Annotated in this window: 16 protein-coding genes; 5 read left to right on the top strand and 11 right to left on the bottom strand. The window is 54.9% G+C overall.

The window, feature by feature from the left end; translation table 11 throughout:
- Positions 1-21 precede the first annotated feature (21 nt).
- From AC559G_RS09360 to sfnG, 6 genes are read right to left on the bottom strand one after another with little or no spacing between them, the layout of a single operon-like run.
- On the bottom strand, positions 22-1,296 hold the full coding sequence (locus AC559G_RS09360) for an SfnB family sulfur acquisition oxidoreductase (RefSeq protein ID WP_498912351.1): 1,275 nt from the start codon (positions 1,294-1,296) through the stop codon (positions 22-24).
- A gap of 23 nt (positions 1,297-1,319) precedes the next feature.
- Complete coding sequence (locus AC559G_RS09365) at positions 1,320-2,072, bottom strand: ABC transporter ATP-binding protein (protein WP_498912352.1); 753 nt, start codon at positions 2,070-2,072, stop codon at positions 1,320-1,322.
- On the bottom strand, positions 2,065-3,108 hold the full coding sequence (locus tag AC559G_RS09370; RefSeq protein ID WP_498912353.1) for a branched-chain amino acid ABC transporter permease: 1,044 nt from the start codon (positions 3,106-3,108) through the stop codon (positions 2,065-2,067). The genes AC559G_RS09365 and AC559G_RS09370 overlap by 8 nt, the downstream gene beginning before the upstream one ends.
- 2 nt (positions 3,109-3,110) lie before the next feature.
- On the bottom strand, positions 3,111-4,004 hold the full coding sequence (locus tag AC559G_RS09375; RefSeq protein ID WP_095848163.1) for a branched-chain amino acid ABC transporter permease: 894 nt from the start codon (positions 4,002-4,004) through the stop codon (positions 3,111-3,113).
- Entirely contained in the window at positions 4,004-4,891 is an 888-nt protein-coding gene (locus AC559G_RS09380) for an ABC transporter ATP-binding protein (RefSeq protein ID WP_498912354.1), read from the bottom strand. The genes AC559G_RS09375 and AC559G_RS09380 overlap by 1 nt, the downstream gene beginning before the upstream one ends.
- A 28-nt stretch (positions 4,892-4,919) precedes the next feature.
- The gene (gene sfnG, locus AC559G_RS09385; RefSeq protein WP_438598257.1) at positions 4,920-6,029 is read right to left on the bottom strand and encodes a dimethylsulfone monooxygenase SfnG; all 1,110 of its coding nucleotides are present in this window, start codon (positions 6,027-6,029) and stop codon (positions 4,920-4,922) included.
- 527 nt (positions 6,030-6,556) lie between these two features.
- On the opposite strand from sfnG, the gene AC559G_RS09390 reads away from it, so the two are divergent.
- Both AC559G_RS09390 and AC559G_RS09395 read left to right on the top strand, forming a co-directional pair.
- Positions 6,557-7,987 carry an MATE family efflux transporter gene (locus AC559G_RS09390; protein ID WP_498912355.1) on the top strand — a complete coding sequence of 477 codons (1,431 nt, stop codon included), beginning with the start codon at positions 6,557-6,559 and terminating at the stop codon, positions 7,985-7,987.
- Positions 7,988-8,073: 86 nt separating this feature from the next.
- Positions 8,074-8,544, top strand: a complete 471-nt coding sequence (locus AC559G_RS09395; protein ID WP_498912356.1) for a VOC family protein — start codon at positions 8,074-8,076, stop codon at positions 8,542-8,544.
- A 53-nt stretch (positions 8,545-8,597) separates the two neighbouring features.
- On the opposite strand, the gene yghX is transcribed toward AC559G_RS09395, so the two are convergent.
- The 5 genes from yghX to AC559G_RS09420 all read right to left on the bottom strand — a co-directional run bounded on the left by yghX (position 8,598) and on the right by AC559G_RS09420 (position 18,074).
- On the bottom strand, positions 8,598-9,485 hold the full coding sequence (gene yghX / locus AC559G_RS09400; RefSeq protein WP_095848157.1) for a YghX family hydrolase: 888 nt from the start codon (positions 9,483-9,485) through the stop codon (positions 8,598-8,600).
- Positions 9,486-9,839: 354 nt separating this feature from the next.
- Positions 9,840-11,429 carry a carbohydrate porin gene (locus tag AC559G_RS09405; RefSeq protein WP_498912357.1) on the bottom strand — a complete coding sequence of 530 codons (1,590 nt, stop codon included), beginning with the start codon at positions 11,427-11,429 and terminating at the stop codon, positions 9,840-9,842.
- Between the two features lie 144 nt (positions 11,430-11,573).
- Positions 11,574-13,280 carry an alpha-L-rhamnosidase-related protein gene (locus AC559G_RS09410; RefSeq protein ID WP_498912358.1) on the bottom strand — a complete coding sequence of 569 codons (1,707 nt, stop codon included), beginning with the start codon at positions 13,278-13,280 and terminating at the stop codon, positions 11,574-11,576.
- A gap of 451 nt (positions 13,281-13,731) precedes the next feature.
- Positions 13,732-15,495, bottom strand: coding sequence for a tannase/feruloyl esterase family alpha/beta hydrolase (locus tag AC559G_RS09415; protein WP_498912359.1), 1,764 nt, complete (start codon positions 15,493-15,495; stop codon positions 13,732-13,734).
- Positions 15,496-15,890: 395 nt separating this feature from the next.
- Positions 15,891-18,074 (bottom strand): TonB-dependent siderophore receptor, encoded by a 2,184-nt coding sequence (locus AC559G_RS09420; RefSeq protein WP_498912360.1) that lies wholly within the window; start codon positions 18,072-18,074, stop codon positions 15,891-15,893.
- 702 nt (positions 18,075-18,776) lie between these two features.
- On the opposite strand from AC559G_RS09420, the gene AC559G_RS09425 reads away from it, so the two are divergent.
- The 3 genes from AC559G_RS09425 to metK all read left to right on the top strand — a co-directional run bounded on the left by AC559G_RS09425 (position 18,777) and on the right by metK (position 22,372).
- Positions 18,777-20,006 (top strand): sensor histidine kinase, encoded by a 1,230-nt coding sequence (locus AC559G_RS09425; RefSeq protein WP_498912361.1) that lies wholly within the window; start codon positions 18,777-18,779, stop codon positions 20,004-20,006.
- Positions 20,007-20,023: 17 nt separating this feature from the next.
- Positions 20,024-21,100 (top strand): response regulator transcription factor, encoded by a 1,077-nt coding sequence (locus tag AC559G_RS09430; protein WP_498912362.1) that lies wholly within the window; start codon positions 20,024-20,026, stop codon positions 21,098-21,100.
- Positions 21,101-21,220: 120 nt separating this feature from the next.
- Complete coding sequence (metK, locus tag AC559G_RS09435; RefSeq protein ID WP_498912363.1) at positions 21,221-22,372, top strand: methionine adenosyltransferase; 1,152 nt, start codon at positions 21,221-21,223, stop codon at positions 22,370-22,372.
- The last annotated feature ends 21 nt before the right edge of the window (positions 22,373-22,393 follow it).

The following is a 22,393-nucleotide window of genomic DNA, read 5'->3' on the forward strand; positions in this document are numbered from 1 at the left end:
TTGGTTATCTGGCCGGCGGCATCAGCTCCAGGCGTGCAGCGGTGGGTTCACGCCATTCAAGGCATAGTTGCCCAAAATGGCATACTTCCAGCGCACCGGATCGTGCAGGGTATGGGTGCGGGCGTTGCGCCAATGGCGATCCAGGTTGTGCTCGGCCAGCGTGGAGCGGGTGCCCGCCAGCTCAAACAGGCGGTTGGTGGCTTCAATCGCGATTTCCGTGCTCAACACTTTGGCTTCGGCAACGGCGATCTGCGCCTTCGCCACGTTTTCTGCAGTGGGTTCGGCCACCGCACGGTCTATCTGCAGGCCGGCCTTTTCCTGCAGCGCTTCGGCGGCATGCAGCCGCAGCGTTAAATCGCCAATGCGTTGGATGGTGTAGGGATCCTGGCTGGCGTGCTCTTGCCCGCTGTCCACCCAGGCTCGCGATTTTTCGCGCACAAAGGCGATGGTGTCGTTAATCGCCGCTTCGGCGATGCCGGTATCCACGGCAACCTGAATAATCTGGAAGATCGCCCCATCGGCGCTGGGGGTTTCATAGCCTTTATAGCCGGGCACCAGATGGGTTTTCTCGACCCGCACATTGTTCAGCAACACGGTGCCGCTGGCCGTGGTGCGCTGGCCAAAAGCAGACCAATCGTCGATCACCACCAGCCCTGGGGCATCGCGCTCGGCAATCGCATACCACGCCCGGCCCTGGTCATCGAGCGCCACAATCGGCACCAAATGCGCCAGCAGCGCGCCGCTGGAATAGAACTTTTTGCCGCTGACCAATACGTGATCACCGTTATCCACAAAGCGGGTTTCAAAATCCGCCGCCCGTTTACTGCCGAACTCGGAGAACGCATTGCCAAAGCGCACACCGCTGAGCACCTGGGCAAACAGCGTTTTTTGCTGCTGCTCGTCGCTGACGGTGCGGATCGCCGCCACTACACCTAAATGGTTTTGTGAAATCTGCGAGATGGATGGATCGGCCGCTGCGATGATCTGCACGACGCGCGCCAATGTGGCATAGGATACCTCCGGGCCGCCGAAGCGCTTGGGTACGTTCAGCGACCATAGCCCGCTTTGTGAAAAGGCGTCCAGCTCGTCGATCGGCAAAATCCGCTGTCGATCGCGTTCAGCGGCGTTCACGGCAAACTGCGTGGCCAGCGCCTGCGCAACGCGAATCGCTTCTTCATCGCTTTTGATGATATGGGCCGGCGCCGCCGGCTTGGGATAGCCCGGAACGCCGCGCGAGGCGCTGTCCGCCGGTGTTTGAGAAACGGAAACGGCGTCTTGAGTTTGAATAGTGCTCATGTTGTACTCTCCTGTAAGAAAGGTCATGCCGCAAAGCCGAGATAAATTCTCTGCACATCTTCCTGCTGGCTCAGTTCCTGCGCATTGCCGGAAAGCGCCACGCTGCCACTGTCCAATACGTAAGCCCGGTGGGCATGGCGTAATGCGACGGTGGAATTCTGCTCCGCCACCAGAATCGACAGCTTTTGCCGCTGATTAAGCTGGCTTAAAACGGTAAAAATCTCCTCGACGATCCTGGGCGCCAGGCCCATAGAAGGTTCATCAAGCAATAACAGCCTGGGCTTGGCCATCAGCGCCCGGCCAATCGCCGCCATCTGCTGTTCGCCGCCGGAAGCCAGGCCGGCCGGCAGATGGCGTTTATCTTTCAGACGCGGGAAAATCTGATAAACCTCCTCCAGCCCCTGGCGTATCTGCCCGCGGGACGCCGAACGCGCCAGCGCGCCGGTGATCAGGTTCTCTTCCAGCGTTAAGGAAACAAAGCAGTGCCGCCCTTCAAGCACCGGCACAATCCCGCGCCGCACCAGCTTGTGCGGCGCTTCGGCGGTGATATCCTGGCCGGCCCACAGCACCCGGCCGGCGCTCACTTCGCCACGGCGCGCCGGCAACAGGTGCGAAATCGCCTGCAGCGCCGTCGACTTTCCGGCGCCGTTGCGCCCGAGCAGGGCGACAATCTCTCCTTCTCCCACGCTGAGGGAAACATCTTCCAGCGCAATAATGTGCCGCTGATAACGGGCGCTAAGGTGAGTGACGCTGAGCAAAGGGGTGCCGTCAGACATGGCGTTTTCTCCCAGATGTGAAGTGGGCGGCCAGGCGCTGCGTTAATGCCGCCAACCCTTTGGGCTCGGCGATCAGAAAGCCGATCAGCAGCACGCCGATAATGATGTTCTGCACCAGGTCCAGCACGCCGGAATCGACCCGTTGCCCGAACAGCCATTCGCTGCCGCGCGCAAGCAGCAGCGGAAACAGCGTCAGCAGCGCCGCGCCGAGAAACGCCCCGCGCACGGTGCCCAACCCGCCGATAATGATGATGAACAGCAACTGGAACGACCGCTCCAGATTAAAACCCGCCGGCTCAATGTTGCGCAGATAGGTAAACGACCACAGCACACCGGCGATCCCGATGATGAAAGAGGACAAGCCAAAGGCGATCATCTTGGTGCGCAGAATCGGCACGCCAATCACCCGCGCCGCCAGCGGATTATCGCGCACGGAAATAAAATTCCGGCCGGCGGACGAATTCGCCAACCGCACTACCAGCCAGGTCAGCAAACTGACCACCGCCAGGGTGAACAAATAACGCCGCACCGAACTGTCGATGGCCCACGCCCCCAGGTGCAACGGCGCCACCGACACCACGCCAGAAGCGCTGTTAAGGGAAAACCAACCGAAGTTATTCAGCGCCCACTGCACGAAAAACTGGGTCGCCAAGGTGGAAATCGCCAGATAAAAGCTGCTGAGCCGCAGGCTGGGCAAGCCGAAAATCAGCCCCAGCAGCGCACTGATGGCGCCGGCCAGCAGCAGTACGATCGGCAACGGCAGAACAGGCAGCCGGCTGATCAGATTCAGCGCGGCATAGGCGCCCACCGCCATAAAAGCGGCGCTGCCAAGCGATATCTGCCCGGTATAGCCTGCCAGCACATTCAGCCCCAATGCCGCCAGCGACAGCGCCAGAAACGGCGTCAGTACCGCATCAAAAAGATATTCATCGCCAATCCACGGCAACAGAACAAACGCCACGCCCAGCAGGGCAACCAGCCCAAGGGGCAGGCTCCGCAGTGGATAACGGCGGAGAGTGAGGGGCAATATCGACATGTTCACAACCTCGACAAACGGTGGGAGCCGAACAGCCCTGCCGGGCGGATCAACAGGAACAGCAGCGCAACGGCATAGGCAATCCAGCTATCAATGCCACCGCCCAATAATGGGCCGAGATAGACCGAGCCGAGCTTCTCAATCGCGCCGACCAGCAGGCCGGCGACAATCACCCCGGCGATCGAATCGAAGCCGCCAAGCACCAGCACCGGCAACGCTTTGAGCACCACCAGAGAAAGCGAAAACTGCACCCCGAGCCGCGCCCCCCACAGCAGGCCGGCCACCAGCGCCACCACGCCCGCCGCCGCCCAGACCACCGCCCACAGGCGGCCAATGTTCAGGCCCACTGCCAGCCCGGCGAAGGTGTCGTCGGCGACCGCGCGAAACGCCAGCCCGGTGTGTGTATAGCGGAAGAACAGGCTCAGCAACAGCACCAGCAGCCCGGCCACGCCGGCGGCAAACAGATCAAACAGGCTGATCAGCACCCCGCCCACCTCAAACGGGGTGTCGTCGATGCCGAGATCCAACGCATGCACCTGGGTGCCCCACAGCAGTTGCGCCGCACCTTCGATGATGTAGGAGACGCCGAGCGTGGCGACGAACAAAATAATCGGCGGCTGATTCACCAGCGGCCGCAGCACCGAGAATTCGATCAGCATGCCCAGCAGCGAGATGATCACCAGTGTGATCGGCAGCACCGCCCAGACCGACCAGCCGCGCTCAACCAGGCAAACGAAGGTTAACGCGGCAAACAACAGCATCGATCCCTGGGCGAAGTTGAATACGCCCGAGCTTTTGTAAACCAGCACAAAACCCAACGCCACCAGCGAATACATCACGCCGGATAACAGCCCGCCGACCAGCACTTCGATTAAAAACAGCCAGTCGATATTCATCACACCGCCTCCTCAGAAGGCGCTGGCCCAGAGGCGGTACCCAGGTAAGCGGCGATCACCGTCGGATCCTGCCGGATAACCTCTGGCGTACCCGCCGCGATATTGCGCCCATACTCCAGCACCACGATACGGTCCGACAGGTTCATCACCACGCCGATATCATGCTCAATCAGCAGGATCGTGGTGCCGAAATGCGCGCGAATGTCACGGATCAGCCCGCTAAGCCGCTGTTTGTCGGCCAGCGTCATGCCCGCCATCGGCTCATCCAACAGCAGCAGGCGCGGCCGCGTCACCAGCGCGCGCGCCAGTTCAGCGCGCTTTTGCAGGCCGTAGGACAAGCTGCCTATCGGGTTATCGGCAACCTGTTGCAGGCCAAAAAAATCGATCACCGCATTGGCCTGTTGCTGGTGGCTGGCCGTCTCGTGCCGTGCGCGCGGCAAACCGAACACTTCACTGAACAGCGCCGTTTGCCGCCGGTGCGCCAGGCCTTGCAGCACGTTATCCCGCACCGACAAGCCATGGAACAACGCCAGGTTCTGGAACGTGCGCGCGACGCCGGCGCTGGCCAGCTTTTGTGCGCTCATGGCGCGGTAGCGCCGGCCATCGAGCACAATCTCCCCTTTATCCGGCCGATACAGCCCGGAAATCACGTTCAGCAGCGAGCTTTTGCCGGCGCCGTTCGGGCCGATGATCGCCAGCAGTTGCGATGGGCCGGCCTGCAGCGAAACATCGGTTAACGCGCTGACGCCGCCAAAAGAGAGGGAAATACCGGAAAGCGCCAAAGACGCGCCGCGATGTTCGGCGTCGATCGGTTCTGCATCGCGCTCCGCCGCCAATGCCCGCTGGAATGCCGCCAGCGAGGAAGGCGATGTTTCTGATAACGTCATAATGATCTCCAGGCCGGTGGGGCTATTGTCAGTTAACCGGGGCAATGGCGGGCCGTGATTGCTTTTCCAGCTCGCGCACCAGAGGGATCACTTCCCTGCCGAAGAACTCGACTTCCTCCTGGAAATGCAGGAAAGCCAGCAGCAGCAGATTGACGCCCGCCTGTTTGAGCGCAATGATGCGTTCCGCGATCTGCTGCGGCGTGCCAATCAGGTTGGTTTTAAAGCCGTCGTTGTATTGCACCAGATCCTCAAAGCTGGATTTGGCCCAGTTGCCCTCGCCCTCCGGCGATGCGCTGCCGGCGTTTTTCACTTCGTGCTGGAACCCTTTCACCGCCTCTGGATTGGCGTTATCGATAATTTCCCGCAGCACCGCCTGCGCCTCTTTTTCGCTTTCACGCGCGATGACAAAGCCATTAACCCCGATCTTCACCTGATGCTGGTTTTGTGCCGCCTTGCGCTGGATGTCATCCACCTGTGCTTTGATGCCTTCAGGCGTGTTGCCGTTGGTGAAATACCAGTCGGAAACGCGCGCGGCCATATCCCGCGCGGCACGCGAGCTGCCGCCCTGGAAAATTTCCGGCAACGGTGCCAGCGGCTTGGGCTTGAGGGAATAATCACGAAAGCGATAGAAATCGCCGGCGAAGGTAAAGTTGGCTTCGCGCCAAATGCCTTGCAGGCAGCGAATGAACTCCTCCGAACGCAGGTAACGCTCTTCGTGGTCGAGCCAAGGCTCGCCGATGGCTTTAAACTCCCCACGGAACCAGCCGCTGACGATATTGACCGCGATGCGTGGGCCGTACAGGTGGCTGATAGTGGCGATTTGCTTTGCCGCCAGGGTGGGGTTCCAGGGGCCGGGAAGCAAGGCGGCGATCACTTTCAGCTTTTCCGTCGATGCCAGCAGCGCCTGGGAAAAAGACACCGATTCATGCTGGTTGTCGGCGCCATAGCCGGCGGTAAAACGGATCTGCGTGAGCGCATAGTCAAAACCGGCGCGTTCGGCGATTTGCGCCAGTTTACGGTTGTAGCCGATATCCCAACTGGTGCGCTGCGGAATATTGCTGATCACTAACCCGCCCGACACGTTCGGCACCCAATAGGCAAACTGCAGCGGATGATTACCTGGCTCTGAAATGGACATAGGGCACTCCCGTCTTTTATTGATGAATTTTTATATCCGCCATACATCAGGTTGCAGGCGAAGTGGCTTGATATGACGTAGGGTGAAAAACGCTTTCGCCGCGAATTATCGTTTTTCTATATAACGTTTTCTGCTTTATGAAAATAAAAAGATAATCATTGGTTATAACGGTGTTAGCAGAATGTGTGCCAACTTCAAGAGGGGAAATAAATGATGAAAATCAATTGAGTGAAAGGAGCATAGCGCCTGGTTGCTGTTGCATTTCCAACCAGCCATGTTGCATCCATGTTACATTTGCAGCAGCCGCTCGGCGGCGGCCGGCATCTGGCGGAACCCGCGCAGCGCGCCGCAGAGATACGGTGTGGCTGATCCCCTGCGTTTTCCCCCGGTTTTTAACGCGCTTTCGCCGGGTGAAACGCATGAAAAATTTTGTGCAAAACGGTAGCAAAAAAGACTTTGCATAATGCCGAATCTTTTACCATCATGATTCAAAACGCTGTTCCACTTTTCCTGGCATCTGGACTCTCTTGCAAAACGTCATCCTCTCTTTGCGCAAAGCGATTGAGCGCACGCCTTGGTATCCCAAACGGCGTTCCTATCGTGTGCTGTTCTGGCGTGAAATAACGCCCCTTGCCGTACCTATTTTCTTTGAGAATCTGTGCGTGCTGTTAATGGGCGTGCTCAGCACCTTCCTGGTGAGTTGGCTGGGCAAGGAAGCGATGGCGGGCGTGGGCCTGGCGGACAGCTTCAATATGGTGGTGATTTCGTTCTTCGCCGCGGTCGATCTGGGCACCACGGTGGTGGTGGCATTCAGCCTCGGCAAGCTGGATCACGAGCGCGCCCGCGCCGCCGCGCGACAGTCTTTAGCGATCATGACGGTGTTTGCGGTTCTGTTGGCGCTGGTTATCGAGTTTTCGGGGCAGCAAATCATCAACATGATTGCCGGCAACGCTGCGCCGGAAGTCAAAGCGTTGGCGCTTTCCTATCTGCAAATGACCAGTTGGAGTTATCCGGCGGCGGCTATCGCGCTGATTGGTTCAGGCGCGCTGCGCGGCGCGGGGAATACCAAAATCCCGATGCTGCTCAACGGCGGCATGAATATTCTGAACCTAGTGATCAGCAGCCTGCTGATCTACGGCTGTTTCTCCTGGGAAGGGCTGGGTTTCATTGGCGCCGGCCTTGGCTTGACCATTTCCCGCTATATCGGTGCCGCCGCCGTAATCTTTGTACTGATGACCGGCTTCAACCCGGCGTTGAAAATCCCGCTGAAAAGCTACTTCCTGCCGATGAACACCAATATCCTGCGTGAAGTGCTGGGCATCGGTATTCCGGCCAGTATCGAATCGGTGCTGTTCAACGGCGGCAAATTGCTTACGCAGGTTTTCGTCGCGGGGATGGGGACCAACGTGATCGCCGGCAACTTCATTGCCTTTTCGATCGCCTCGTTAATCAACCTGCCGGGCAATGCTCTGGGCTCCGCCTCAACCATCATCGTCGGCACACGGCTGGGCAAGGGGCAAATCGCCCAGTCGGAACGCCAACTGCGGCATATTTTCTGGTTATCCACGCTGGGGCTTTGCGCGCTGGCGATGCTCTCGGCCCCGTTCGCCGGCATGATGGCCCGTTTCTATACCAATGAAGAAGACGTTATCGACGTGGTCAAAACCTTAATCTGGCTGAATGCGGCCTTTATGCCGTTCTGGGCCGCCTCGTGGGTGTTGCCGGCGGGGCTGAAAGGCGCGCGCGATGCACGCTTCACCATGTGGGTTTCCATGCTGGGCATGTGGGGCGGGCGCATTTTAGTGGGGTATTTCCTGGGGATCGTGCTTAATTTCGGCGTAGTGGGCATTTGGTTGGGGATGTTCTTCGACTGGATCCTGCGCGGCCTGCTTTTCTACTGGCGAATGGCCAGCGGCCGTTGGCTCTGGAAATACCCGAAGACCAAAAAGACATCGTAAGGCGCCAGGCGCGCTGCCCATACCGGGCTGTTTCAAGCACGGTAGTGTGACGCAACCAGCGCTTTCGCCTGCCGCCCGGCGCTAACATGCCTTTGGTTCAGCCTACCCAGGAGGTAACCCAAATGGTAAAAGTCATCGGTATTGACCACCTCGCCATCCGCGTGAGCGATTTGGCGCGATCGAAGCAGTTCTACAACCGCGTGCTCGGTTTTATGGGGTTCAGCATCGAGTGGGAATTTGACCGCGTAGTCGGTTGGACGAACGGCGAGACCATGTTCTGGATCACCGAAGCCGACGAACAGGGCCGCAAGCACCGCCACCGCACTGGCGACGTGGGGTTCCATCACTATGCGTTTGAAGTGGCCAGGTATGAAGATGTCGATGCGCTCTATGGCGTGTTGCTGAAAGAAAACGTCACCATCGTCGACGCGCCCGCCGCCTATCCAAGCTATGGCGAGGGCTATTACGCGGTGTACTTTCTTGATCCGGATGGCCTGAAACTCGAAGTGATGTTCTTCCTGGAAAAACAAAAGCGCCGCGCCGCAAGAACGCAGTAAAGCACTGCCGGTGCCGATGCACCGGCGTGCTGATAGGGAAAGAGCGTGGCCAACTACACCAGGTAGCGGCGGAACCAGTCGATGGTCCGCCCCCAGGCCAACTCTGCCGCCGCCTTGTCGTAACGCGGCGTGGAATCGTTGTGGAAGCCGTGATTCACGCCAGGGTAGATATACGCCTCGTAGTTTTTACCGGCCGCTTTAAGCGCCGCCTCGTAAGCTGGCCAGCCTTCGTTGATCCGGGTATCCAGCTCCGCGTAGTGGATCAACAGCGGGGCCTGGATGCGCGGCACGTCTTCCGCGCGCGGCTGGCGGCCATAGAACGGCACCGCAGCCCCCAATTCCGGGTAGGCGACGGCCGCCGCATTGGCGACGCCGCCACCATAGCAAAAGCCGGTAATGCCCACCTTGCCGGTGATCGACTTATCGGCCATCAGAAACTCAACGGCGGCAAAAAAGTCATTCATCAGCTTGGTGGGATCAACCTGGCTTTGCAGCTCACGCCCTTTATCATCATTGCCCGGATAACCGCCGACCGAACTCAGCCCATCCGGCGCCAATGCGACAAAGCCAGCCTTCGCGACCCGGCGCGCCACATCTTCGATGTAGGGGTTCAACCCACGGTTCTCATGCGCCACCACCACGCCCGCTAGCGGCCCTTCGGTTTTGGCCGGGCGCACCAGATAGCCGCGCACCTCCCCATGGCCGTTAGGCGATGGATAGGTAATGTATTGCGGCAGGATATCCGGATCGGTGAATTCAATCTGCTGCGCCAACGCATAGTTGGGGCTTAGCGAAGACAACAGCGCGGCGGCAGTCAAACCGCCGACGGTATACTTGGCGGCGCGGTCAAGGAATTCACGGCGAGAAATCTTGCCGTGTGCATAGTAATCGTAAAGCTCAAGCAGTTCAGGGGGGAAATCTTTCGCGGTGAGACGACTCATCCATTCCTCCTTACATTATGACATGCACGTGGTATTACCCATGAGCCACGAAAACAACCTATGGCGTTGGCCGCGCCCGGCGCTGCGGGCACGGTAAGATCCTTAACGCTGCAGCGGCGTATAAGGCGTAAAGAAGTCTGCACCAGCCCAAGCCGGCATGTCAAAGGCAATCGCCGGGCCGCGGACAAAACTGGCGTGCTGAAACCATAGCGGGCGGCGTTTTTTGTCATCGTTTATACATTCACACGCCAAATCTCCATATTGTGTGTAGAGATGCCGGCAAAAATGAATATTCAGCTTTATGACGCCGTTTCCGCCAACAGCTTAACGGCGCCATGAGATGACAACCGTTATTTACCACCATACTTCTGCCTGAACGCCCACGCTGAGTTGGTCGTCTTTATCATCTGCGAAGCTAAATTGAGAAATGCCGTTTTGCAGCGATTTCAAATAGCTGGCATAGAAGCGAATTTCCGGGCGAGAGGTCAACATACTGGTATTGACTTTAAAGGTATGGAACAGCGTGGTTTTGTACCCTGATTCCCGGTAGTTGACATCGTTAGCCGTATTTTTTTGATTAAAATAGGCTAACTCCACCCCGCTCTGGTTGTACTGATCCCAGATATAGGCCGGGCGCAACACGGCGCGGAATGTTTCAAAATCAGAGTGAGGGCCGGTCTCGTAGCTGTAGAGATCGTTCCCGCGGCCATAAACCAGCGCGTTCGCTACAATAACGTCCGGACGCAGGTATGCCTCACCCTGTGAGATAATGCGCAAGGCGGTGCCGCCGGTATGCTCACCGTAGTAATATTTACCGTCGCCGTAATCAGGGTTAGCATCGGAAATACGCATAAACCCGCTGGCAATAGAGTTATTGGCAAACTGTACGGCAAGTTCATTAAACCCGCCTTTGGTGAATTTTTGCCTGATAATCCCCGTCGCCAACCATGCGTCTTTCAACGCGAAATAGTTGCTTGATTTTTGGTTATTGCTTTTATTCGCCGTATTATATTTACCGTCAATTTCCAGCGTGGCGTTATCCCACAGCGGGATCTCGCGGTAGCGAATGTCCAGTGCATTGGTGTTAACCTGGGTAGTTGTTGAATAATCCTTTGAGTAAAGATCAAGATCCTGGCGCAACAAGGCCACGTCCAGTTTTCCCCCCGCCACATCGATATTTTCTAACCCAACAGCCCCAGCAGAATCCGCTTTATGGGCTTTCCAGTCCAACATCTGGATTTCATAACTGCGCAGATAGTGTTTACCCACCCAAAAAGACGCCTCCGGCAGGAAGGGAATAAAACCGGTGGTCGTTACGTACATATCAGAAAACTGCAGCAGGTTATCACTGCTGGAATCAAACATCCCATTACTGTACGACTGCCCTACGTTGCCATCCAGCCAAACAACTGCATGGACAGATTTGCCGTCCTGTTCATAAACTCGCTGATTAAGGATCAAATCAAACCAGCCACTGTGCTCATTGCCGAAACGGCCAAGCGAGCCAATGGCATAAGACTTGGGAACACCGTGCGACGCCGTGGCCCAGCCAGCACGGAAATAGCCAGAGTAAGTAAAGCCGATATCATTTTTCACGTACTTGCTGATATCGTCCAACGAGAGCGCCGGCTGGCCCACGCCGGCAGTGGCGGTTGCAGCCGCCGCCGGTTTATCCCCCCCAGTTTGTTTATCTTTGGCAGCCACCCGCGTTTTTTCCGCCACCGGAATATACACCTGCTCTTTGCCGGATAATTTATCCTGACGATCTTTTGCGGCTGCAGCCTTATATTCTTTTAACTCTTTTTTGGTTTCAATAAGCTCTTGTTCCAATAATGCCAACCGCTCCTCGACGGTTAATTTTACGGCAACTGCATTATGAGGAAAACCAATAGAGAGTATTGTTGACAGAACAACTCCTGCCGACAAAGCGTTAGTCTTAGCCATCATCATATTCCCATGTCATTATTATAAATAGGCACGGGGATGCCCGCCGATTATCCCCGGCCGATTATCGTTGTCTTAAACAGTGCTGTTTATCGATATTGTTTTCGCACGGCGCCGTTTTATCGGTGCAAGCCGCCTTCGCGATTATTCCCTTTGCGCAAACCCATTACGGATAAAGTAACTGGGGGTGCAGCTCCAGGCATGACAGTAGCTATCGATTTGCTTACTACCATAGGGCGAAGACAGCGGGTTCTGGGGATCAAACGCTTCCCAAAACGTATTTGTGCCGGTGCGCACCATCGCCCCCCAATATGTCTCTACCAGAGATTGCGCCTGCAACTTCAGCCCGCAACGTATCAGGGCATCCACCATATGGTGATACAAATACGGCGTCATCGGGCGAACGGCCTGGGGCATCGCCATGACGCGCTGCAACGCCTGCGCCATTTGTTCACGCGGCAAGACATTGGCCAGCGCCATCCAGGCCTGGGATGCCCAGGAAATCTGGCGCTTTTCACCACTGACGAATACGCCCTGCGATTGATCGAAAAATTGACGCACAGCGGCCTGTTTCATCAACGCGACTTTGTTTTCGATATCCACCGCTTCTTGCTGACGGCCAACTTCACGCGCTAACACCAGCCCCTGCTGGCAGCTATAAATCAGCAGACCTTGCATCGCAGCCTGCTTATCCAACCCTTTCAACGCTTCGTTCTGATCCTGCCCCGGGTTCCAGTCAATAAAGACATAATCTTTCTCCGGCGCCACAAACAGCCCCTGGGCGTTAACGTTCTTCAGAGCCAGTTCCAGCTGTTGCTTCGCCACCGGCCACAGCTCCGCGGCGGTTTGCGTATCTTTGGTCGCATGCAAATAGTCAAGCACGATGCTGCCGAACAGGGCCGCATAGTCAATCAGCACCACTTCGCCAATGCGGGGTTGAGGTTTTTCATAAACGCAGGCGGTAATGTAGCCGTCTTCACGTTGCAAGCCGGCAAACAGATACAGGCAGCGGCGAACTAACCCGGTATTATTGAAACTGGCATAGTTGACCAAGGCCTGCAGGCGCAAGTCCCCCACCCATAAACGCCGATCCCGCTTTGGCCCATCTTCAAAACAGGTTTGCATGCATTCATGCAGGGTTCGGATGCTGACCCGATCGATATCGCGCAGCATTGGGCTGGGGTAATTCGCGGGCCGCAGCCGATCGGCGCCGGCGGAAGACACTGCCTGCACCTGAAGATTGCTGAACGTCGCGCTGAAATTTGAAGACGTAGAGATCACCTCGATCTTGACGTAGCGAAAGGCGTGGCGGCGCACAATCCTCACCTGCTGCGGCAAAAAGTCCACGTTAAGCACCTCGTCCGGCAGCCAGGAAGCGCTGATCCAGCCTTTATAGGGATACAACGGCTGGGCGACATCGGTGCTGACCTCACCGAAGATCAGGCGCAGGCGCACCGGCGCGTCGCACGACACCCCTTTCCAACCCAGCGTGAAGGTCAGATAGCCGGTATAGTGCTCGCCGAAGTCGATAATGAAACTTTCGCCGCTCTTAAAGCTTTTTCCCGGAAGTTCGGCAATGCCGTATTGGTTATCCATTACCACGCCCAGCAAATTGGTTTTGTCTTCACGCGGCACAACCACATCGATAGCGGGATAAGGCGTTTCTTTCAACGACGGTTTTAATATTTCAGCCATCTCAAGCCAATGCTGCTGCCGGGTAAGCGGGGCCGGCTTATTGTTTGCCGGCGTTCCAGACGTTGCGCTAACCGCGCTAGCAGCCTGCGCAGCCGGTAGTGCTTTTACACAACCAGCGACCACGGCGGCTTTGATTAATAACTCTCTTCGGTTCATCGTCATTCCTGTCCTGATTGGCGTTCAACAATCGTTCAAACACTAAAATTTAGGCAAAAAAAAACCTAAACCCCTTTAATGCGGTGTAAAACACCACAGATAAAGAGATTTAGGTTTTGCCTCATGGCGCGGTGATGAAAACTCGCCGCCCATAAAGTAACAATCCTGAATACCACCGCCCCAAAATAGCTGGCATTGGCAATAATTTGAGTATGTTGTTATTTGGCCAATGAAGCAACAGCCCGCTGAAACACCTGTTTGCTTTTGTGACTAACTGCAAACTTTAAGCCTAATCGGTGACGCAGCGTTAAATACGCGTCAATTCCCCCTACCTCCCCATCAGGCGCTGGCACGCCACCGCCTGATTTCTCTCCTGATACCGCCCCAGACTGCCAGTGAACCCCGTTGACGGAGCGCGTGGGTGGGTATAGGTGCGGGCACGGTAAGCTCCTTAACGCTGCAGCGGCGTATAAGGTGTGAAGAAGTCCGCACCAGCCCAAGCCGGCATGTCAAAGGCAATTGCCGGGCCGCGTACAAAACTGGCAGCCTGGTTCACATCCCCTTTGCCTGCGTAGCTTACGGTATACGGCCACGGGTAAACCGGGCGAGTACGCAGGATCTTCACCGCCAGGGGCGCTGCAGGTTGGTGCGCTTGCTTACCGGCTTTGCCCAGCTTATCGCCCACCGGGGCGCCAAAGTCGCTGGCGGCGGCTTGTTCAGGCTGGCTGGCGACGACCACTTCCGGCGCGGCGCCCTTTTCAACCCAGCTCATCATCGGGGTGAGCAGATCCACCTGATACGGCCCTTCCCCGTTGCCGCAGTGATACATGCCCGGGAACAGGTAAAGACGCGTAAAGGCATCGGCCTGGGTTTTGCCCATCTGTTTTTCCACCGCCGTGTAATAGGCAATGGTGTTAATCGGCGATATGTGCTGATCGGCCCAGCCGTGCCAGAGGATCAGCTTGCCGCCCGCAGCGGAAAAGGCGCTTAAATCCGGGTTGGTGGCATCAAACAGTGCGTGGCGCGGGCGCAGTTTATCGAAAGTGGCCAGATCGAACTTCATGTCGGCCAGGCCAAAACTGGCCGGCGGATTGGTTTCAAACGCCATATTGCGCAGCACCTGCAGCGAAACCATCTCGCTGAAGATTTTCTGATCGTGGGAGCTTGGCACGTAAACGCCGGCCCAGGCCAATTCAGAGCCGAATTGCGGGCCGCCGGCCGTCAGGCGCGTGCCTGTCGCCGGATCGCGCGGGCCATCGTAGAATTTACGCACCACCCCCACTTCCGCCGCCGTCAGGCAAGCCGACGTGTCTTTAGCGCCCGCCGGGCACTGCACGGTGGCCGGATCAAAGTGGCAGGCCAGCGGGTTCTGGATCAGCCCATCAGCCAGGCCGTCGAGTTTGTCACAGGCCGCGAGCACCGCTTGATGCAGGATCGGTAAACGTGATGCCAGCAAAATCGGCTTGCCATCCGCCCCGGTATTGGCGCGTGCCTGCCAGGCATGGAACACCGCATTCTGCGCCTGGAAGTTCAGCGCGCTGGCGCCGGCGATAATGCCATTAAAATCATCAGGATAACGTTGTGCTTCAATCAACGCCTCACGGCCGCCGTCCGAGCAACCATTAAAGTAAGCATAGGCGGCCTTCTGCCCGTAAAATGCCTGAATCAGCGCTTTGGAGGTTACCGCCGTTAGATGTTGCGCACGGTGGGCAAAGTCCGCTCGCTTTTGTGGATCGCGCCCGAATGAGCCATCCTGATCCTGGTGCCCCATATCCGTGGCGGCAATAACAAAGCCGCCGGCGTTCAACGGCACGCAGCCATCCGCCGCCCCCACGTTTTTTGCTACCCGGCCGCACAGCCCGCCGCAGCCAATCTGCAGGTAGCGCTGCGCCCAACTTTCCGTCGGCAGTTCCACCGAGAACGTAATTGACGGCGCCAGCACGCCCTCGACGGCGCAAACCGCCGCCCCCTGGCTGGAGCGTTGTTCTTTCGCTGAAGTCACACGGCTGCCGGCGCCGCCGATAGCCGTCAGATCGAACGTAGCCAGGTTGGCGCAGGCCGTAACGGGTTTAACGATCTCAAGCGCGGCATACTGTGGGGCCGGCGGCGTTTGCGCCATAACAGTCGATAAGGCGCCCCACGGCAACAGTGCGGCAGCCAGGCATGCCAGCCACGATGAGCCAGATCCGCCTGAACGAACTTTAGGTGTAAGCATGAATGAAACCTCATTTCTTGTTGTTGATAGCCACGGCGTTCGCATAACGCGCGCCCAGCGCCGTGCCGACAAAGTCAGAGAGAAGCCTAATATAAACCAATCATCCGTCAGGTTTCTGATAAGAAAGCGTTATTATTTTCCGTAATACCGGCGCGTATTATTGTTGGCGCGTGATCGGGCAGTGGCGGGTGTTCAACTGCGCAGGCCACAGGAAAAATCTATTGGCGATGAAGAGAAAAAACTGCGTGGCAAATCGTTCTTCCACGCATGTCGATTATGAAAAAAGGGCCGAATGAGAGGCGCCCCATTCAGCCCTAAATCAAAAATATTTTTTTAGCATATTGCCTTGGCCGGTACCTGCGCTACCAAGGATAACCCGGCCATGGCGATGCCGATTAGAATGACATGGTCAGCCCGGCATGATAAGCACGGCCCGGCTCGTTATAAGTCAAAGCCCCTTCATTCTCACGGTAAATATTTTTATCCAGCAGGTTGCTGATGCCTGCACTTACCCGCAGGTTTTTCATCACGTCGTAGTTAACCCCCACGCCGACGAGGGAATAAGCGCCGACTTCGTTGGTTGACAATGACCCCACTTCCGTGCGGATGTCTGCGTACTGCCGCGGTTTTTGGCGGCCGTACATGGTCCAGTTAACGTTGGTGGACAGTTTGTCGGTCACCTGCCAATCCAGCATGGTGTTGATGGTGTATTTCGGAATAATCGACAGCGGGTTACCCGTCTCTTTATTCTTGGACGTGATCATGTAGGTGGCATTGGTGCGCCAGTTAAGCGTATCGCGCACCACCGGCACCACCAGGTTAGCTTCCAGCCCTTCCACCAGCGCCTTACCACCGTTTTCCCAACGCAGGATGTTGCCGCCGTCAGAAGCTGTGCCATAAATTTCCGTACCGGCCACAATTTTATTTTTGTAATCGTTGCGGAAGTAGGTGATGCCGGCATTGTAACCGTTCGCGGTAAACTCCAGACCGATCTCTTTGTTAATGCTGACTTCCGGATCCAGATCGTCATTACCCATCAGATAACAGGAGCCGCTTGAGACACTCACAGGGCAACCGTTACCATTAGTACGGAGCAAATATCCCATACTGGATTGATACAGGTTAGGCGCTTTGAACACCCGGGCGATCCCCGCTTTCACCTTGAAGTATTCGCCCAGTTCCTGGGAGAGGTTCAGGCTTGGGCTCCAGTTGCCGCCGAATTTGGTGTGGTAGTCGAAACGCAACCCAGGGATGATAATAGTGCCCGGCACGGCTTCGATATTATCCTCAAAATAAACCGCGCTTAATTCCGCGCTGTTTTTGCTACTGCGATAAGCCGGGTTGCCCGAAACACCGCCAACCGTCGCGTTAGGCACGCTGGTCGCGGTCATTGAGGCCGGATCGTCCAGTTGTTCACGGTTCCATTCCGCACCCAGCGTTACCGTTTGCTCCACCAGTAAATTGAGCGGAATATTCACTTCACCGTTGGCTTTGTAGTTCTCCAGGCGGCTGGTCGCGTATTCATCGCTGTTGATCATCCCTTCAACACGCCCGGTCGAACCTTCCTTCAGGCGGGTGTTATTGGTTTTTTCATAGTAGAAGCCCAGGCGGGACTGGCCCCAATCCCAGATGCCGTTATGGGTGACGCCATAGGACTGACGATACATACGGTTAGTTTCCGCGCCATACAGCGCTGGCACCAGTGAACTAAGGTTACCGTTACTGTACTGGGTATCGCCGGCATAGATATTGCCCTGGCGGCTGTAGGCGTACTCGAAGTCCATAATCTGCTGCGGGTTGATTTTCCACGAAAACAGCGTGTTTATGTCCCTGTTACGCACCCCTTCACGCCCGGCCGCGTAGGAACCGTTCTGCAGCGTATTGATGTCATAGGCATCGGCGTCGGTTTTGTTGATATTGCCGTACAGACGCATGGTCAGCACATCGTCAATCAGTGGGCCGCTCAGACTGAAGTTGGCTCTTTTGGTCGCCCCTTCTTTATTGTCTTCCGGCTGGTTGGTATACAGGGAAAGCGAGCCATGCCAGTCTTTGGTTGGGCGCTTGGTGATGATGTTGACCACCCCACCCGCCGCACCGGAGCCATAGCGGGCAGCCGCTGGCCCGCGCAGCACTTCAATGCGCTCAACCATTTCCGCCGGTACCCAGTTGGTGTCGCCGCGCGTATCACGCTCGCCGCGCCAACTGTAACGCACGGAGTTGCGTGACATCACCGGTTTGCCATCGATCAGGATCAGCGTGTTTTCCGGGCCCATACCACGAATGTCGATTTGGCGGTTGTTGCCACGGCTGCCGCTGGAGCTGTTCCCAGTCAGGTTAACGCCTGGCATTTTACGAATAATATCGGAGAGATCGTTTACTGGAGGTTCTTTTTGGATGTCTTCAGCGGTAATGATCGAAACACCCGGCTGCTGTTTGAGTTCTTGTTCTGCGGTGGCATGCACAACCAGAGTATCAGCCGTATCGGTTTGATCTTCATCAGCAGCATAGGCATTGGCGCTGAGCAAACCGGCCAGCAGCAAGGCGAGCGGTGTTTTTTTGTAATCTATTTTTACATTCACAGACCAAATCTCCATATTGTGTGTAGATATGCAAGCAAATGCGCATGATAATGATTACTATTATTATTGTAAACAATGTAAATAAATCTCCATATTTTCCTCACAATGTTCCATATTGTGTAAATTGATGAATATTTGATTTATTTCATTAATGAACAATTCAGTTTTGCAAACGTAATTTTTCACCAATCGCTTAATAACGCGCCAAAATACCGAGTAATAGGTAACAAATTTTTACTTATGGGTTTTCTTTGCGAAGGCTTCACAATCTGCATAGGAGCCGGCAAACGTGAGAGGTGCTGCGCCCAAGGGTAAAATGGCGAGAAATGGCCCACAGTGGCGCACGCTGGACGCTTGGTACACAGGCCGAATTTACACGTGTTCTCTCTTCTCCGGGCGTACGGCCCACATCGCTGATTCCCTGGCCAGCCCCCTTTGTATGCGCCAAATTTTGATTACGGCCCGGTGTATAAAAAAGCGTCTTTTCGCGCCGGCCTCATTAGGGCAGTTTCACTTGCCAATTACGCCGACAGCGGCAATCCTTAAATTTACTTTTTGATAACATGCGAGAAACATTAAATAACCGCTAGCTCCCGTTACCGATTTTATATTTCGCTGCTGTGACCCGTTTCAATATTTTCTCTGGAAAAATCGTATACATTTTATGGGTAATTTTATTTATTTGTCCTGCAGGTGGATCATATGAATAATAAATATAAGCTGCACGAATTCCTTGATGTAAAAAGGCTGCAGACACTTCAGGATAATTTCAGTAAATCGATGATGATTGCACTTGTCGTTGTCGATGAAAACGGCGTCCCGGTCACTAAACCCAGTGGCTTTTCTGATTTTTGCGCCCGCTCCCGCATGACCCCTGCTCTGGCAAGCCATTGCTATGAAAGTGACGATGCAGGTGGCCGCTCGGCAATGCTGGCGGGCAAGCCGGTGGTTTATCGCTGTTATTGCGGTTTTGTCGAGTTTGCCGTGCCGATTATGATTAACGATCATTATCTTGGCGCATTTATATCCGGACAGGTTAAGGTCGAACAAGAAATTGAACAAACGATACCTTATATTCTCGATAACACAGCGATTTGGCAAGAAATCCCCAGACTGGTTAATTTGCATCAAAATACGAAACGTATGCCCTATGAACGTTTTGAGTCGACAGCCTATACCCTGCTGCATGTTTCGTCCTATCTGGTTGAACAGGCCCATGCCAATAATATTCAGCGGGAGCTTCATAAAAAGGATCTTGAATTAACCGATGAGCTGCGGAAACGGGTTGAAATAGAACGCTCACTGCATGAAGCAGAATTTAAAGCCTTATCCTATCAGATCAGCCCACATTTCTTATTTAACGTACTAAATACTATTGGCCGCCTGGCCTTTCTGGAAAACGCGCAGCGCACCGAAACAATGGTGCATGATTTCTCCGATATGATGCGTTATTTACTGCGTAAAAATAACCATGGGTTAATAACGCTCAGGAATGAAATAAATTATGTCACTAGCTACATGTCGATTCAAAAAGTCAGAATGCATGACCGGTTCAATTATTTTTGCGATATACCGGAAAAATATCTGGATGTCGTTTGCCCCTTCCTGATATTGCAACCGCTGGTTGAAAACTTCTTCAATTACGTAGTTGAACCACGTGAAATAAGTAGCCAATTAGTTATCCGAGCTACTGATGATGGCCATGATGTAATTATCGAAGTCAGTGATAATGGCGATGGTATTGCCGCACAAGACATTGATAATATTTTATCCGGCGATGAAACCCGCCGGAAAGGTGGGATCGGTATTAATAATATAAAAAACCGGCTCCAACTATTGTTCGGTGAAAGCTATGGTTTGGAAATAATAAGTCCACATAAACCACAAATGGGCACCACGATAAAATTACGATTCCCAATGCTACAGGCCTAAGATGCCGGGGATAGATTATGTATAATATAGTGATTGTCGAAGACGAACATATTGAGTCAGAAGCGTTACGCAGAATCATCTCGCGCTGTGTCGAAAATTCGGTGATCCACGAAGCTGCAACCGGTAAAAAAGCGATTCAGCTTATCGATCAGCTAAACCGAATTGATATGATGTTTGTAGACATCAATATCCCGTTGCCCAACGGCAGCCAGGTGATCCAATACCTAAGGAAAAACAATAACGAAACCAAAGTCATTGTCACAACGGCCAATGATGACTTTGATATTGTACGCAGCATGTTGAATCTGAATGTCGATGACTATCTGCTCAAGCCGGTTAAACAAAGTACGTTGACCGCCACCATCAAAAAAACGCTTAACCATAGCGATGACGATAACGCGATTTCCCGTGAGATGAAGCAAAAAACCGCCGCGCTCATTGACGCCTGCAATTACCGGCAGTGGCATGATTATTTGTTCGAGACGCTCAATGGCAAGCAGGGCGCCACGCAGAGCGAACAGAATAAAGCCTTCAGCGATTTTCTTGAGGTGCTTAATCAATACCTTGCAGGAAAAGATGAAAAAATCAGCATGCTGGGCAAAAAAGTGGATAACGTGCTCCATGAGGTGGCCTTACATGGGCTCGCCAGCCACAATTATTACCGCATTATGCTGGCGATGCTGAATATCAGCGAAGAGATCTTCGATTACAGCTTTAAACACCTCAGCGCCAATATGGATTTTGTCGAACGGGCGAAATTTCATATTGAGAAGAATATATTGAAAAACATCACGTTGGACGATATCGCAACCCACGCGTTCGTCAGCTCATGCTATCTGAGCCGCGCTTTTAAAAAAGCGACCGGCACGGGGTTTTCCAACTATATCGCTAACCGAAAAATGGCGATCGCCAAATCGCTATTGCGCTTTAGCGATCTTAAGGTGAACACCATTGCATTAGAGTTATCCTATCAGGACGCCAACTATTTCTGCCGGATATTTAAAAAAGAAATCGATATGGCGCCTTCAGACTACCGCAAGGCGTGCTTACCGGCGCCGCACGCAGCGGACGGGCAACTTTGCCATGCCTGTTAATTTTGTACCAATGCCAGGAGGGAAAACAAAAAAGTCCACCATGCAGGCAAGATAGTTCACGCTAACGCTTTACGCTTATTTATATAATTGGATCAAACCATTATAACAAGCGGCGTTGGCGTGAATGACTCTCTGTTTACCTCAGAATCGGTTGCCGAAGGGCACCCGGACAAAATGGCCGACCAGATTGCGGATGCGATACTGGACGCCATCCTGTTGCAGGATCCCTGGGCCAAAGTCGCCTGTGAATGCCTGCTCAAAACCGGCGTCGCCATTGTCGCCGGTGAAATATCCACCCACGCCACTGTAGATATTGAACAGATCGTCCGCAACACGATCAGAGAGATTGGCTACGTAGGTTGCGGCATGGGCTTTGATGCACTCACCTGCGGTGTGTTGAATATCCTGGGCAAACAATCTGGCGATATCGCGCAAGGCACCCGTGGCGAATCCCTGCAGCGCTTGGGCGCCGGCGACCAGGGCATTACCTTTGGTTACGCCTGTAATGAAACAGCGGAATATATGCCGGCGCCGTTGATATACGCTCACCGCCTGATGGAACGCCAGGCGTTGCTGCGCAAATCCCGGCGCCTGCCGTTTCTGTTGCCCGATGCCAAAAGCCAGGTGACGTTGCGTTATCAGCAGCGTCACGTGCAATACGCCGATACTATCGTGGTTTCCACACAGCACTGCGCTGATATTTCGCTGGCAGCGCTGCGCGAGGCGGTCGTCGAAGAGATTATCAAGCCCGTTATTCCCTCACGTTGGCTCACCCCGGCCACCCGCCTGCTGGTTAACCCCGCCGGGCAATTTATCATCGGTGGCCCGGTTGCAGACTGCGGCCTGACCGGGCGAAAAATTATCGTAGACACATACGGCGGTGCCGCCCGCCACGGCGGCGGCGCATTCTCAGGGAAAGACCCTTCCAAGGTTGATCGTTCAGCCGCCTACGCCGCCCGCTATGTGGCAAAAAATATCGTCGCCGCCGGGCTGGCTTCGCACTGTGAAATCCAGCTTGCCTGGGCAATTGGCATGCCGCACCCGGTGGCGCTGAGCGTAGAGACTTTCGGCAGCGGTAAGCTGCCCGCAGAGAAATTGCAGCAGTTGGTCTATCGGCATTTTGATCTTAGCGTTTTCGGCATAATTCAGATGCTGGATCTGTTGGCGCCCCGCTATCGCCAAACGGCTTGCTACGGGCATTTTGGCCGGGAAATTTTTCCTTGGGAAAAGACGGATAAAGCAGAAATATTACGTGAATATGCCCAACGATAACGGGTTATACGCCGCCAGGCT

This window comes from Gibbsiella greigii (assembly GCF_039540155.1).
GTDB lineage: Bacteria > Pseudomonadota > Gammaproteobacteria > Enterobacterales > Enterobacteriaceae > Gibbsiella > Gibbsiella quercinecans.

Coding starts and splice junctions, on each gene's coding strand:
- yghX (WP_095848157.1), bottom strand. CDS start 9,485: ATGAGTCGTCTCACCGCGAAAGATTTCCCCCCTGAACTGCTTGAGCTT.
- AC559G_RS09365 (WP_498912352.1), bottom strand. CDS start 2,072: ATGTCTGACGGCACCCCTTTGCTCAGCGTCACTCACCTTAGCGCCCGT.
- AC559G_RS09410 (WP_498912358.1), bottom strand. CDS start 13,280: ATGAACCGAAGAGAGTTATTAATCAAAGCCGCCGTGGTCGCTGGTTGT.
- AC559G_RS09405 (WP_498912357.1), bottom strand. CDS start 11,429: ATGGCTAAGACTAACGCTTTGTCGGCAGGAGTTGTTCTGTCAACAATA.
- AC559G_RS09380 (WP_498912354.1), bottom strand. CDS start 4,891: ATGACGTTATCAGAAACATCGCCTTCCTCGCTGGCGGCATTCCAGCGG.
- sfnG (WP_438598257.1), bottom strand. CDS start 6,029: ATGTCCATTTCAGAGCCAGGTAATCATCCGCTGCAGTTTGCCTATTGG.
- AC559G_RS09430 (WP_498912362.1), top strand. CDS start 20,024: ATGTATAATATAGTGATTGTCGAAGACGAACATATTGAGTCAGAAGCG.
- AC559G_RS09415 (WP_498912359.1), bottom strand. CDS start 15,495: ATGCTTACACCTAAAGTTCGTTCAGGCGGATCTGGCTCATCGTGGCTG.
- AC559G_RS09425 (WP_498912361.1), top strand. CDS start 18,777: ATGAATAATAAATATAAGCTGCACGAATTCCTTGATGTAAAAAGGCTG.
- AC559G_RS09375 (WP_095848163.1), bottom strand. CDS start 4,004: ATGAATATCGACTGGCTGTTTTTAATCGAAGTGCTGGTCGGCGGGCTG.
- AC559G_RS09360 (WP_498912351.1), bottom strand. CDS start 1,296: ATGAGCACTATTCAAACTCAAGACGCCGTTTCCGTTTCTCAAACACCG.
- AC559G_RS09370 (WP_498912353.1), bottom strand. CDS start 3,108: ATGTCGATATTGCCCCTCACTCTCCGCCGTTATCCACTGCGGAGCCTG.
- AC559G_RS09395 (WP_498912356.1), top strand. CDS start 8,074: ATGCCTTTGGTTCAGCCTACCCAGGAGGTAACCCAAATGGTAAAAGTC.